This window comes from Sphingomonas sp. Leaf242 (assembly GCF_001422045.1).
Taxonomy (GTDB): Bacteria; Pseudomonadota; Alphaproteobacteria; order Sphingomonadales; family Sphingomonadaceae; genus Sphingomonas.
Map to the genome: position 1 here is coordinate 429,298 of NZ_LMLW01000008.1, position 13,454 is coordinate 442,751.

11 protein-coding genes are annotated in these 13,454 nt (G+C 67.9%); 5 read left to right on the forward strand and 6 right to left on the reverse strand.

What is annotated here, in order from left to right; translation table 11 throughout:
• Positions 1-79 precede the first annotated feature (79 nt).
• Genes recQ through ASF09_RS09920 form a run of 3 tightly spaced genes read left to right on the forward strand, consistent with a single transcriptional unit; the run spans position 80 to position 2,702 of the window.
• Positions 80-1,849, forward strand: a complete 1,770-nt coding sequence (gene recQ / locus ASF09_RS09910; RefSeq protein WP_060526063.1) for a DNA helicase RecQ — start codon at positions 80-82, stop codon at positions 1,847-1,849.
• Entirely contained in the window at positions 1,846-2,274 is a 429-nt protein-coding gene (locus tag ASF09_RS09915; protein WP_060526064.1) for a TIGR01244 family sulfur transferase, read from the forward strand. Before recQ ends, ASF09_RS09915 begins: the two co-directional genes overlap by 4 nt.
• A complete protein-coding gene (locus ASF09_RS09920; protein ID WP_060526065.1) occupies positions 2,271-2,702 on the forward strand; it encodes a hypothetical protein in 432 nt (143 codons plus the stop codon). Before ASF09_RS09915 ends, ASF09_RS09920 begins: the two co-directional genes overlap by 4 nt.
• 700 nt (positions 2,703-3,402) lie before the next feature.
• Here ASF09_RS09920 and ASF09_RS09925 read toward each other — a convergent pair.
• From ASF09_RS09925 to ASF09_RS09950, 6 genes are all read right to left on the reverse strand, one after another.
• The gene (locus ASF09_RS09925; protein WP_060526066.1) at positions 3,403-4,761 is read right to left on the reverse strand and encodes an ammonium transporter; all 1,359 of its coding nucleotides are present in this window, start codon (positions 4,759-4,761) and stop codon (positions 3,403-3,405) included.
• Between the two features lie 11 nt (positions 4,762-4,772).
• Positions 4,773-5,111, reverse strand: coding sequence for a P-II family nitrogen regulator (locus tag ASF09_RS09930; protein WP_056053652.1), 339 nt, complete (start codon positions 5,109-5,111; stop codon positions 4,773-4,775).
• A 267-nt stretch (positions 5,112-5,378) separates the two neighbouring features.
• Entirely contained in the window at positions 5,379-6,941 is a 1,563-nt protein-coding gene (purH, locus tag ASF09_RS09935; protein WP_060526067.1) for a bifunctional phosphoribosylaminoimidazolecarboxamide formyltransferase/IMP cyclohydrolase, read from the reverse strand.
• A gap of 233 nt (positions 6,942-7,174) precedes the next feature.
• Positions 7,175-8,890, reverse strand: a complete 1,716-nt coding sequence (locus ASF09_RS09940; protein ID WP_235529777.1) for a heparinase II/III family protein — start codon at positions 8,888-8,890, stop codon at positions 7,175-7,177.
• 17 nt (positions 8,891-8,907) lie between these two features.
• Entirely contained in the window at positions 8,908-9,564 is a 657-nt protein-coding gene (gene rpe, locus ASF09_RS09945; protein WP_060526069.1) for a ribulose-phosphate 3-epimerase, read from the reverse strand.
• A gap of 164 nt (positions 9,565-9,728) precedes the next feature.
• On the reverse strand, positions 9,729-11,006 hold the full coding sequence (locus ASF09_RS09950) for an RsmB/NOP family class I SAM-dependent RNA methyltransferase (RefSeq protein WP_060526311.1): 1,278 nt from the start codon (positions 11,004-11,006) through the stop codon (positions 9,729-9,731).
• A gap of 104 nt (positions 11,007-11,110) precedes the next feature.
• Between ASF09_RS09950 and ASF09_RS19790 the strand changes: the two genes are divergently transcribed.
• Positions 11,111-11,269, forward strand: coding sequence for a DUF1674 domain-containing protein (locus ASF09_RS19790; RefSeq protein ID WP_082441494.1), 159 nt, complete (start codon positions 11,111-11,113; stop codon positions 11,267-11,269).
• A 203-nt stretch (positions 11,270-11,472) separates the two neighbouring features.
• Positions 11,473-13,332, forward strand: a complete 1,860-nt coding sequence (locus ASF09_RS09955; protein WP_235529778.1) for an AsmA family protein — start codon at positions 11,473-11,475, stop codon at positions 13,330-13,332.
• The last annotated feature ends 122 nt before the right edge of the window (positions 13,333-13,454 follow it).

Sequence of the window (13,454 nt, forward strand, 5' to 3'; positions counted from 1 at the left end):
TAGTCGCGAACGCGGGGCGATCGGACCGATCGCGGATCATGCATTGCGGCGACGGTGAACGAACCCTAGGTCCGGGACGATGGCACTCGACCCCCTTCCCGATCTCCAGCGCATCTTTGGTTTTCCCGATTTCCGCGGCGTGCAGCGCGATGTGGTCGACCGGGTGCTGGCGGGGCAGCGGACTCTGGCGGTGATGCCGACCGGGGCGGGGAAGTCGCTGTGTTACCAGTTGCCGGCGACGATGCTGGAGGGGACGTGCGTGGTCGTGTCGCCGCTGATCGCGTTGATGCATGACCAGTTGCGGGCGGCGACTGCTGTCGGGATCAAGGCGGCGACGCTGACGTCGGTCGATACCAATCGCGAGGAGACGATCGCGCGGTTTCGGGCTGGCGATCTCGATTTGCTGTACGTGGCGCCGGAGCGGGCTTCGAACGAGAGTTTCCGCAATCTCCTGTCGCAGGCCAAGCTCAGCCTCTTTGCGATCGACGAGGCGCATTGCGTTAGTGAGTGGGGGCATGATTTCCGGCCAGATTACCGGTTGCTGCGGCCTTTGCTCGACAGTTTTCCGGACGTGCCACGGCTGGCGCTGACCGCGACCGCCGACGCACATACCCGCGCCGATATTCTCGAGCAGCTGGGGATTTCGCAAGAAGGCCTGATCGTGTCGGGGTTCGACCGGCCGAACATCCGCTATGCGATTTCGGGGCGCGACAACGTCAATCGACAGATCGCCGACATCCTCGAGAAAATCCCGGGGCCGGGCATTGTGTACGCGCAGACGCGCGCGGCGACCGAGAAGCTGGCGGAGGCGCTGGGGCGGAGCGGGCGGCCGACGCGGGCGTATCACGCGGGGCTCGATCCGCAGGTGCGGGCGAAGAACCAGGCGGATTTCGTCGCGAGCGAGGACATGGTGATCTGCGCCACGGTCGCGTTCGGGATGGGGATCGACAAGCCCGACGTACGGTTCGTGGCGCATGCCGGGCTGCCGAAATCGATCGAGGCCTATTATCAGGAAACCGGGCGCGCGGGGCGTGATGGCGACCCGGCGATCGCACACCTGTTCTGGGGTGCGGAAGATTTCGCGCGGGCGCGGCAGCGGATCGGCGAAGTGGAGCCCGAGCGGCAGGCGGGCGAGCGGCAGCGGCTGACCGCGATGGGCGGGCTGGTCGAGACGGCCGGGTGCCGGCGGCGGATCCTGCTCAAGCATTTCGGCGAGGAGCGGCTGGAGGATTGCGGGAATTGCGACAATTGCCTCGGTAACGTCGATGCGGTGGATGCGACCGAGACCGCGCGAAAATTCCTGTCGGCGGTGTTTCGGACCGGGCAGATGTTCGGCGTCGGGTATATCGAGGGCATCCTTACGGGGGTGTCGTCTGAGCGCAGCCTGATGAACGGGCACGAGGCGCTGTCGGTGTACGGGATCGTCGATGGCGACGAGGTCGCGTTGCTGAAGCCTGTGTCGCGGGCGCTGATGCTGAAGGATGCGCTGCGCACCAATCCGCATGGCGGGCTCGAGTTCGGGCCGGCGGCGAAGGCGATCCTCAAGGGCGAGGCGGCGGTGTCGATCGTCGTGCCACCGAAGCGCGAGCGGCGGCGTAAAGGGGCGGTTGGCGCTACGCCAAACCCCGTGGACGATCCGCTGTTCGAGGCGTTGCGCGTGCGGCGGCGCGATCTGGCGAAGGAAGCGGGCGTTCCGCCGTATGTGATCTTCCACGATTCGGTGCTGCGTGACATTGCGCGGCAGCGGCCGGCGTCACGGGCCGAGCTCAGCCTGTTATCAGGCATTGGCGCGCGGAAGCTCGACGCCTATGGGGATGCCTTCCTCCAGGTGATCCGCGAGTCCGCATGATACGGCACATCAACGAAAGTATTTCGGTCGCGCCGCAGATCGCGGTCGAGCAGGTCGCGGAGATCGCCGCGGCGGGCTTCAAGACGATCGTCAACAATCGTCCGGACGACGAGGATGCGGGGCAGCCTTCGGGTGATGCTATCCGTGCGGCGGCGGAAGCGGCTGGGCTGAAGTATGTTTCGATCCCGGTGACGCATGCGGGGTTCTCGCATCCGCAGATCGACGCGATGACGCAGGCGCTGACGGCTTCGGACGGGCCGGTGCTGGCCTATTGCCGGTCGGGGACGCGGAGCTGCAACCTGTGGGCGTTGGCGGCGGCGAAGGCGGGGCGGAATCCGAACCTGCTGCTCGCGCAGGCCGAAGACGCCGGGTACGACCTGCGCGGAATCCGCCCGATGCTGGACGCGCTCGCAGGGCCGCGATGAGCCCGGTTGCGATCGGGCCCTATCTGGTCGGGCCCTATGCGATCGGCGGCGTGGGCGTGGCGGTGCTGGTGATCGTTGGTCTCGTCGTTGCCTGGGCGATCGTTCGGGCGCGGCGGGTGGTCAAGATCGAGACGCCGGAAGAGGCGGCGGACGCGGCACAGGCGCAGTTGCACGGGTTCGCGGTGGCAGGCGCCGTCGTCGGCGCGGATGGCCAGGGTGCGCTGGCGGTGGCGGACGACGGGCGCGTCGCGGCGGTGAAACGGGTCGGCAAGCGGCTCGCGGTGCGCGAGGTCGCGTGGCGGACGGTGCGCGCGACGCACGAGGGGATTTTGGTCGAGACCGGCGACAAGATGCTCGGCGCGGTGATGCTGTCGCGGGTCGATGTGCTCGATATCCGGCGGTTGGCGCCGAAGGGCGTGCGGGTTTAGGCGGGATTTTGCCGGGGTCGCCGCTTATGCGCTCCCCCGTCTCTCGCCCCGCTCCCCCTCCCCGTTCGTCCTGAGAAGCTGCTGAGCTTGTCGAAGCGGCGTGTCGAAGGAGGGGGTGGCACACGGAACCCATGCTTCGATACGCGCCCTCGATACGCTCCTGACGGAGCTACTCGGTCGCTACTCAGCACGAACGGTTGGGGTGTTTGCGCTGGTCGTATCGGGGCTCCGCACCACCCCGGCGAAGGCCGGGGCCCAATTAGGGGACGGCGATAGCGAAGGACTTTCCCTCGTTACATCGACCTTGCCAATTGGGCCCCGGCCTTCGCCGGGGGGGTACCAGCGCTTAGGACATGAGGGGCGACCGATGCGGGGAGACCGCGATCTTCTGCTCCCCTTCCGCTTGCGGGAGGGGTCGGGGGAGGGGTTAGCCTCATGGACCGGACGCCAGTACGTACGTCGGCCCCTCCCCTAACCCCTCCCGCAAGCGGGAGGGGGATTTAACCGCCGTTGCTTTGCTTGGTCCTGGGCTCCCGCCTTCGCGGGAGAACATAGTGGTGTCCTTACCCCCCCCCCTCACACTCGATCGAAGTACCACTTCGATCGACACCAAAAAATGGCCCGGTGTGTTGCCACACCGAGCCAAGGTTGTCCGCAGGAGGAACGTCGTGGGTGCGGGCTGGGGTGGCCCGCTACCGAACTAGTCGTAGGCGCGTTCGCCGTGTTCGCCGAGATCGAGGCCTTCGCGCTCGACTTCCTCGGAGACCCGCAAGCCGGTCAGCGCCTTGGCGATGTAGATCGCGATCACGGTGCCGATCGCCGCCCAGACGATGGTCGTGGCGACCGCCGCGACCTGGACGAACAACTGATGGCCCATGTCGAAGTCGGGCTTGCCGGGGCCGCCGAACGCGGGCGAGTAGACGATGCCGGTGCCGATCGCGCCGATCATGCCGCCGATGCCGTGGATGCCGAACGCGTCGAGCGCATCGTCATAGCCGAGCTTCGGCTTGAGGACCGTCACCGCATAATAGCAGACCACCGAGGCGACCGCGCCGAGGATGATCGCACCGAACGGGCCCGAGTTGCCGGCCGCCGGGGTGACCGCGACGAGGCCGGCGATGATGCCCGAGCAGAAGCCGAGTGCCGAGCCCTTATGGCCGTTGACGCGCTCGATCAGCATCCAGGCAAGGCCCGCCGAGGCGGTGGCGACGAAGGTGTTGAGCATCGCGAGCCCGGCCGAGCCGTTGGCTTCGAGTGCCGAGCCGGCGTTGAAGCCGAACCAGCCGACCCAGAGCAACCCGGTACCGATGCCGGTCATCGTCAGCGAGTGCGGTGCCATGCGATCGGTGGGATAGCCGATCCGCTTGCCGAGGATCAGCGCCGCGACCAGCGCCGAGACACCGGCGTTGATGTGGACGACGGTGCCGCCGGCGAAATCGAGCGCGCCCATCTTGAAGAACTTGCCGCCCGATGCCCACACCATGTGCGCGACCGGGAAATACACGATCGTCAGCCACACGGCGGCGAACACCATCACCGCCGAAAACTTCATCCGTTCGACCACCGAGCCGAGCACGAGTGCGACGGTGATCGCGGCGAACGTCATCTGGAAACAGATGAAGACATATTCGGGGATCGCGACGCCGGCGGTGAAGGTCGCCGCGGTGGAGTCTGGCGTGATGCCGCGGAGCAGCGCCTTGCCGAAGCCCGAGATATACTCGCCGCCGCCGTCGCCGAACGCCATCGTGTAGCCGTACATGACCCACAGCAGCATCGCGAGACACGCGACCGCGCCGATCTGGGTCATCGTCGACAGCATGTTCTTCGACCGGGTGAGACCGCCGTAGAACAGCGCAAGGCCGGGGACGATCATCATCAACACCAGCAGCGTCGAGGTCATCATCCAGGCGGTATCGCCCTTGTTCACGGTCGCGACCACGGGCGCGACGACAGGGGCCACGGGTGCCGCAACCTCTTGTGCCCAGGCGGGTGCGGCAGCGATCATCGTCGCGCCGAACCCTAGAGCCGCGACGGCAACCTTCTTCAAATCATGCTTCATCTCGTCCCCCCTCAGAGCGCTGAATCGTCGGTCTCGCCGGTGCGGATGCGTACCGCCTGGCCGACGTCGAGCACGAAGATCTTGCCGTCGCCGATCGCGCCGGTGTTGGCCGATGCCTGGATCGCCTCGACCACGCGGTCGGACAGGCTGGCGGCGCAGACCACCTCGATCTTGATCTTCGGCACCATGTTGGTGCTGTACTCGGCCCCCCGATAGATCTCGGTCTGGCCCTTCTGACGGCCGAACCCCTTGACCTCGGTGACCGTCATGCCCGCCACGCCGATCGTGGTGAGCGCTTCGCGCACCTCGTCGAGCTTGAACGGCTTGATGATGGCAATGACGAGTTTCATCGCGCCCCTTCCCCTTGTTACCGGGGGCGCCTCGCAATGTGCGTGCCAATTGGGGTGTGGAGGGGTGGGTGTGCTTGCGGGGGCGAGCAGCGGGGGTTTTGGGGTTAAAACTTGTGCAGTGCGGTGCTGGTGCCTGTTTTATGGGCAGCCTTGCCGTGGTCGCTGTTCTCCCGCGAACGCGGGAGCCCAGGGTTACGAGCGATGGCGTTTGGGGTCCTGGACCCCCGCCTTCGCGGGGGAACAGCTAGAGCGTTGCGGTCTTCGAACTCAGTGGCGGAAGTGGCGCATACCGGTGAAGACCATAGCGAGGCCGGCTTCGTCTGCAGCCGCAATCACGTCGGCGTCGCGGATCGAGCCGCCGGGCTGGATCACCGCGGTCGCACCGGCCTCGACTGCCGCGAGCAGGCCGTCGGCGAAGGGGAAGAACGCGTCGGAGGCGACCGCCGAGCCGATCGTGCGCGGGGTCGACCATCCGGCCTTCTCCGCGGCGTCCTTCGCCTTCCACGCAGCGATGCGCGCGGATTCCAGGCGGTTCATCTGGCCGGCGCCGATCCCTGCGGTGCTGCCGTCCTTGGCGTAGACGATTGCGTTGGACTTGGTGTGCTTGGCGACCGTCCAGGCGAAGCGGCAGTCGAGGAGTTCCTGCTCGGTCGGCTGGCGCTTGGTGACGACCTTCAGCTCACCCGGCGTACCGTTGTCGCGACCCTGGACGAGCCAGCCGCCGGCGATCGACTTTACCGTCAAACCCGCACGGGCGGGGTCGGGCAGTTCGCCGGTGAGCAGCAAGCGGAGGTTCTTCTTGGCGGCGAACAGCGCGATCGCGTCCTCGTCGGCATCCGGCGCGACGACGACTTCGGTGAAGATGCCGGTAATTGCGCGCGCGGTCTCGGCGTCGAGCGTGCGGTTCACGGCGATGATGCCACCGAACGCCGACACCGTGTCGCAGGCGAATGCTGCGGCATAGGCGTCGGCGAGCGTGGCGCCGGTGGCGACGCCGCAGGGGTTGGCATGCTTGACGATCACGACGGAGGGCTCGGCATCGCGGAATTCGGCGATCAGTTCGAGCGCGGCGTCGGCGTCGTTGAGGTTGTTGTAGCTGAGCGCCTTGCCCTGGAGCTGGCGAGCCTGGCCGATGCCGCTGACGTTGCCGGTTGCGGTGTAGAAGGCGGCGGACTGGTGCGGGTTCTCGCCGTAACGCAAGCTGTCGCCGCGCTTGAGCGTGATCGGCAGCGTGGCGGGGAACTCCTCGGCCTGGTCTACCGTGCCGAACCACGTCGCGATCGCCGAGTCGTAGGCGGCAGTGGTGGCGAAGGCCTTTGCGGCGAGGCGCTTGCGGTCTTCGAGTGTCGTGGTGCCGCCCGAGACCAGCGCATAGTCGGCGGGATCGGTGACGATCGCGACATAGGCGTGGTTCTTGGCCGCCGAACGCACCATGCTGGGGCCGCCGATGTCGATGTTCTCGATCACGGTGTCGCGGTCGGCGCCCTTCGCGACGGTGGCTTCGAACGGGTACAGGTTGACGATCACGAGGTCGATCGCGCCGATTTGGTGCTCGGCCATCGAGGCGGCGTGGCCGGCGTCGTCGCGCACGGCGAGCAGGCCGCCGTGGACCATCGGGTGGAGCGTCTTGACGCGGCCGTCCATCATTTCGGGGAAGCCGGTGAGTTCCGACACATCGCGGACGTTCAGGCCGGCGGCGCGGAGGGCGGTGGCGGTGCCGCCGGTGGAGACGAGTTCTACGCCGTGGCTGGCCAGCGCCTTGCCGAGATCGACGATCCCGGTCTTGTCGGAGACGGACAGGAGCGCGCGCTTGATCGGGATGCTGGTCATGAGGGTCTTTCGTCGGGGGTCGCCGTGCGGCGGTGCTTTAGCGTCGGTTGACGCTGGGGAACAGGGGGCGTGCGGGTGACTCCCGGTCCACCATTTCCCGTCATCCTGACGAAAGTCAGGATCCAGAGCCACAAGGGCAGTCGCTTGGTATCCTGGGTCCTGACTTTCGTCAGGATGACGGAGGTGGGTTGGGCGAGCGTGGGTCTTCGAAGTGCACGCCGGCAGACGTTAGGTCAGGCCTTCTTCAGTGCCCAGCTCACACTCGCGCCGCCGGCCGCCGCTTCGCCGGTGATCATCAGCTGCTGCGTCGCGACCGGGCGACCGTCGGCGTCGATCCAGACGCTGTCCTCGACCACCAGCGCGCCGCCGCGGCAGCGGAATTGCCAGAGGGGACCGCCGGGGAGGCGGAGGATCGCGCCGAGGCCGTCCGCCGTGGGGGAGACCTGCACGCCCGCGCCCAAATGGAAGCGGATCGCGAACAACGACAACCCGGCGCGGCGTTTGCGGCCTTGCGGCAACAGCGCGTCCTCGCCGCGGAGTTCGCGGCCGTCGCCGGTGAGCATCAGCTGGCGGCGGTGTAGGAATCCCCAGCGGCGGACATAGCCGTCGTGGCTCGCCTCGATCCGGCTGGCGGCGTCCGATTCCTGGCGGCTGAGCTCGACTTCGCCGACGCCGCGGCCGAGCGTGCCGTCGGTGAGGATCGCGGTCGAGTTGCTGTCGGCGATCGTCAGCGTGGAGTGGGCGGCGGTGGAGCGCAGGCCCTCGACCATCGCGGGCGGGAGTTGCGCAATGCCTGCGCGGGCGCCGCCGCAATTGACGACGACCCGCGCCGGGCCGTCGGAGAATTCGAACGCGAGCGTCGAGGCGCAGCCGCCTTCGACGAGGCGGGCGATCGGGGGCGGGGCGGCGTCGACGATCAGCACTGCAGTGCCGGCGGCGAGACGTTGATAACCCCAGTCGCGCGCCTGGCGGAGCGGGCGGGTGCGGACGCCGCTGGCCTCGATCACCGCGGCGACCTGCGTTTCGCTGGCCGGACCGCCGCCCTGCCAGCTCGACAGGCCGCGGTCGGCGTGCGCGACGCCGAGCAACGCCGCGACCATCCGGGTGAGCGTAACCGCGACGGTCTCGGGGAGTTCGGCGCTGCGCGCGGCGTAGCTTTCCTGGAGCAGGGTGAGCAGCTGGATCGAGTCGAGCAGCATCGCGGGGCTGCGCGAGACCGAGCCGCCGTCGTCGAACAGGCCCGTGCCAAGTGCGCGGAGCAAGCCTGCCTCACCAAATGCCTGGCGCGGCTCGCCGCCGGGAATGAGCAGTCCGGCCGCGACGACTCCGCACCACGCGGCGATGCGCGGCGCCCCCGCTGGCGCCTTGTCGGCATTGCGATCGAGGTGGAGCGCGCCCTTTGCGAGCGCGTTGAGCACCTTCGAACGGTAGATCTGGTCGGAGGACGACAGGATCAGCGGCGCGTGCGCGGTCCAGGCGAGAATGCGGCGGCCCCACATGTCCGGGCGCCACGCGATCCCGCCTTGCGTGTCGGCGTACGCGGTCAGCCAGAGTCCCATGAGATATTCGGCGATCGGGGCGCCCCGCGCGCGGGTCGCGACGGTCGAGAGATCGCGCAGCCACGCGAAACTGTGGAGGTACTCGGCGAACGGCTTGGGCAGCGGTTTCGAAAGATCGAGCGTCTCGATGTCGCGCGCTTCGCCGCGGAACGAGAGGACGCCTTCCAGCAGCATCGTACCGCGCGGGATGTCGCCGAGGATGGGATCGTCGGGGACCGCGATCAGCTTCAGCGGATACCGGCCCTTGAGGCGCAGCGTGTGGAGCGGGGTGCGCCATGTCAGCCGATGAAAACGCTCGGCCAGGCGATCGGCGAGCGACAGCCCCTTGTCGCCGCCGAGCCGGATCAGGCGGCGGCCTTCGTCGATCCCGTCGGGGGCGGGATCGGTCACGGGATCACGCGGTTCGTTCACCCCCGCAACGCGGCGATGTTGGCGGCGTAGTGCGACGGCCCACCGCGGAACACCGAGGTGCCAGCGACCAGCGCGTCGGCGCCGGCTTCGATGCAGCGCTTGGCCCATTCCGCGTCGACGCCGCCGTCCACTTCGAGATCGATCGTGCGGCCGCTCTTTTCGATCATCGTGCGGATCGCGGAGATCTTCTTGAGCTGGCTCGGGATGAAGCTCTGGCCGCCGAAGCCCGGGTTGACGCTCATCACGAGGACGAGATCGACCATGTCCATGAGGTAGTCGAGCATCTTCGCTGGCGTGCCGGGGCAGATTACGATTCCGGCGCGCTTGCCGAGGCCCTTGATGTGCTGGAGCGAGCGGTGGATGTGCGGGCCGGCCTCGTAATGCACGGTGATGCAATCGGCGCCGGCCTCCGCGAACGCGTCGAGATAGGCGTCGACGGGCGAGATCATCAGGTGGACGTCGAACGGCTTGGTGGTGACGCCGCGGACCGATTTCATGACCGCGGGGCCGAACGAGATGTTGGGGACGAAATGCCCGTCCATCACGTCGATGTGGATCCAGTCGGCGCCGGCCGCGTCAATGGCGCGAACTTCCTCGCCGAGTTTCGAGAAGTCGGCGGAGAGGATCGAGGGGGCGATGCGGACGGGTTGCATGAGATTGTCCTAGCGCGGGATTCGTGCGGTGCGAAGGCCTTGGTTTTCGCCCCTCCCTGGAAGGGAGGGGTTGGGGGTGGGTCGGGTTCCGCATGTTCCTGCGGTTGCGACCCGAGCCGGCCTACCCACCCCCGGCCCCTCCCTTTCAGGGAGGGGGGAAGAATTTAGGTGCGCTTCAATCGAGTGATGAAGAAGCCGTCGCAGCCGCCTTGGTCGGCCAGCATGCTGGGGAGCGTGCGGATGGTGCCGGTTTCTGTTGGCGTGATGCCTGCGGGGAGTTCGGACTGGTCGACCGGGGCGATCGAATAGTCGCTGCGGGCCGCGAGGAACGCGTCGAGTTGCGCTTCACCCTCCGACGGTTCGAGCGAGCAGGTGGCGTACACTAACGTGCCGCCGGGTTTCACCCAGTCAGCTGCACGCGCGAAAATCCGCGCCTGCAACGCCGCGGTTTCGGCGATGATCGAGGGGCGGACGCGGTGGAGGACGTCGGGGTGGCGGCGGAAGATGCCCGTCGCGCTACACGGCGCGTCGATCAGGATCGCGTCGGCAGGCTCGGTCGGCGCCCATTCGAGGATGTCGGCGTTGACGACCTCGGCCTTCAGATGCGTGCGGTAGAGGTTTTCGCGGAGGCGCTTGATGCGGCTCTGCGAATTGTCGACCGAGGTGACGGTCCAACCGGCGCTCGCGAGTTGCAGCGTCTTGCCGCCGGGCGCCGCGCAGAGATCGAGGACATGGCCCTCCCCTTTCCCGAGCAGGCGCGCGGGGAGCGAGGCGGCGATGTCCTGGACCCACCATGCGCCGTCGCCGAAACCTGCCATGTCGGGGACCGAATCATGATCGCCGAGACGCAGGTGCCCAGGCATGAAACTCTCGCCGCCGAGTTTCTCGCGCCAGCCTTCGGTCTCGGACGGATCGGCGATCGTCAGGTCGAGCGGCGGCACCTGCGCGATCGCGCGGCCGGCGGCGTCGACCATCTCCTCGCCCCAGGCGGCTTCCCAGCGCAGTTCGACGGGGGCCGGCAGCGTCGGCACTTCGGGGAGCAGCATGTTGGCGCGGAACAGCGTGCCGAACACGCCGTGGACCAGTTTCCGCGGGCCACCGTCCACCAAGGGCAACACGGTCGAGATCGCGGCGTGCGAGGGCGTGCCGAGGATCAGCACCTGGACGAGGGCGATCCGCAGCGCCATGCGCGCCTTCGCATCGTCGGGCAGGTTGGTCTTGGTCACCGAATCGATCATCGCGTCGAGATCGGGGAGACGGCGCAGCGTCTCGGCGGCGATCGCATGCGCGAGACCGCGATCGGGGCCGTGGATCGCGCGGGTTGCCGCGGGAAGTGCGGATTCGAGCGACTCGCCGCGACGCAGTACGGCGTCGAGCAGGCGGAGCGCGGCGCGGCGGGTGGGGACGCCGAGCGGCTCGGGGGCGTGGGTATAGTCGGGCATATGAAGGTCCTTCGCGTTCGGTTTGCTGCGCGGCTTGTGGCAAAGCGGCGCGACAGGGCCCATGTGGCGGTTACGACGCCAACACGCAAATCCGGAGAGCCGCGATGGGCCAGCGCCCCGATCATCTGAAGCCACCCGAATATCTGGCGAAGAACACGCCGGTGCCGAAGCCCGAGGCGATCGTGCCCGACAAGGACCCCGAGCCGCGCGATCCTACGCGCTATGGCGATTGGGAGCTGAAGGGCATGGCGATCGATTTCTGAGGGGCGCGACCCTCGCTGCTCGACGCCCCCCCTCCGTCATCCCCGCGCAGGCGGGGATCCAGATACTCTACCGTCGGCGATCAGATCGCACCGCCAGCCAGTATGGGTTCCCGCCTCCGCGGGAATGACGGCGTTGATGCGCGAAATCTGCGGCAGCGGTCCTGACGCAGGCGGAACGATTTCCCCGGCGGCGCGTCGCGGCTATGATGAGGGGATTCTTCGAGAAACGCTGGGTTATAGTCACCGGCATCGTCGTCGCGAGCGTGCTCGTGCTGGGGCTGGTGGGGCTTGCCGCGTTTCCGTGGGGATCGCTGAAAGGCGTGATCGAGCGGCAGCTGACCGCGCGGTTCGGGCGGCCGGTGATGATCGGCGGGATCGAGCGGGTCGACGCGTTCGGCTTTAACCCCACGATCCGGATCACGAACGTGCGCATCCCGCAGGCCGATTGGGCGGGCAAAGGCGATTTCGTCGACCTGCGCGAGGCGGAGGCGACGTTCTCTGGCATGAGCTTGCTGAAGGGCGCGTTCGGGCCGCGCGACGTGAAGGCGCGCGGACTGCATCTGGTGCTGGTGCGCGACAAGGACGGACGGACCAACTGGGAGCGGCCTGGCAAGCCCAAGGGCGGCGGCAGTTCGACCGATCTCGACGGGCTGACGATCAGCGACAGCGTGATCGAATATCGCGACGACAAGCAGGACCGCTTCGTCACCGCGCGGTTCGTGTCGGATCCGGTGCACGGCATCCGCGCGAACGGGTCGGGCACGATCCGCGGGGCGGCGGTGCGGATCGCGGTCGCGGGGCCTTCGGTGGAGAAGTTCCAGGGCAAGCCCTGGCCGTTCACCGCGTCGATCGATGGCGATGCTCTTTCGATTGCCGCCAAGGGGCAGATGGACCGGCCGCTCGATACCGACGCGATGAGCCTCGACGTTACGGCGCGCGCGGCCGATCTCAAGTTGATCGACGCGGTGATCGAGGCGGGGCTGTTCCGCACGCAGCCGGTTTCGTTCAGCGCGCACGTCCGGCACGACCAGCCGAAATGGACGGTGACGCAGTTGAAGGGCGTGGTCGGACGCTCCGATTTCGCGGGGCATGTGACGGTCGACAAGCAGGCGGGGCGCAGCAAGGTCGATGGCGACATCGTCTCGCGGCAGTTCGATTTCGGCGATCTGGCGTCGGACGAGGGCAAGGCCGAGGGCGCGGCGCTGGAACGCGCGATCGGGCCGCGGCTGGTGCCGAATACGCGGATCGATATCGGCAAGATCGACCGGACCGACGCGCGGATGGGGTTTCGGATCGGCCATATCGTGAGCGGCAACGGCGCGTCGCCGATCCTGTCCGCCAAGGGCGTGCTGGCGATCGATCACCAACTGCTGACGTTGAGCGAGCTGGTCGCGCGGCTGTCGCATGGCAACGTCACCGGCAAGGTGACGGTCGACCAGCGCGGCGACCGGAAGGTGCCGACGGTCGATATCGACCTCAGGTTGCGCGGCAGCAGCGTGCAGGCGTTGGCGGGTGGCGGCGGCGATTTCAGCGGGAACGTGAGCGCGCGGGTGCGGCTGACGGGGCCGGGCGAGACGATCCGCGCGGCGGTCGGGCGGTCGAACGGGACGATCGGGTTTGTCGCGCGCGATGGCCAGTTGCCGCAGGGGATTGCGGCCGCGCTGGGGTTCGATGCGGCGCGGGCGTTGCTGGCGAAGGATGGCGAGCGGGCGGGGTTGCGGTGCGTGGTGCTGAAGCTCGATGTGACGCGGGGGCATGGGCGGGTCGATCCGATGATCGTCGATACGACGGCCAGCCAGTTGCGCGGCCAGGGGAGCGTGGTGTTTCCGGGGGAGACGCTGAACATCCGGCTGACGGGCACGCCGAAACAGCATGCGCTGCTGCGGTTGCCGGGGTCGGCGTACATGACCGGGACGATCGAGCGGCCCAACGTGACGATCCCGCCCGAGGTGAAGTCGGTCGGGAATATCTTCAAGGCGATCGGCCGCGCGATTTCGGGGAAGCAGGGGCCGACGGCGAGCGATGCGGATTGCTCGGGGTTGGCGGCGCGGGTGTTGCGGTAGGGTTCACGCAGTCATCCCGGACGCGTACCCTTCGTTCAAATACCACCCCGGCGGAGGCCGGGGCCCAATTGGGCGACCGAGGTAACAGCGGGCAGCCCTGCGTTACATCGACCTTGCCAATT

Coding starts and splice junctions, on each gene's coding strand:
- recQ (WP_060526063.1), top strand. CDS start 80: ATGGCACTCGACCCCCTTCCCGATCTCCAGCGCATCTTTGGTTTTCCC.
- ASF09_RS09915 (WP_060526064.1), top strand. CDS start 1,846: ATGATACGGCACATCAACGAAAGTATTTCGGTCGCGCCGCAGATCGCG.
- ASF09_RS09920 (WP_060526065.1), top strand. CDS start 2,271: ATGAGCCCGGTTGCGATCGGGCCCTATCTGGTCGGGCCCTATGCGATC.
- ASF09_RS09925 (WP_060526066.1), bottom strand. CDS start 4,761: ATGAAGCATGATTTGAAGAAGGTTGCCGTCGCGGCTCTAGGGTTCGGC.
- ASF09_RS09930 (WP_056053652.1), bottom strand. CDS start 5,111: ATGAAACTCGTCATTGCCATCATCAAGCCGTTCAAGCTCGACGAGGTG.
- purH (WP_060526067.1), bottom strand. CDS start 6,941: ATGACCAGCATCCCGATCAAGCGCGCGCTCCTGTCCGTCTCCGACAAG.
- rpe (WP_060526069.1), bottom strand. CDS start 9,564: ATGCAACCCGTCCGCATCGCCCCCTCGATCCTCTCCGCCGACTTCTCG.
- ASF09_RS09950 (WP_060526311.1), bottom strand. CDS start 11,006: ATGCCCGACTATACCCACGCCCCCGAGCCGCTCGGCGTCCCCACCCGC.
- ASF09_RS19790 (WP_082441494.1), top strand. CDS start 11,111: ATGGGCCAGCGCCCCGATCATCTGAAGCCACCCGAATATCTGGCGAAG.
- ASF09_RS09955 (WP_235529778.1), top strand. CDS start 11,473: ATGATGAGGGGATTCTTCGAGAAACGCTGGGTTATAGTCACCGGCATC.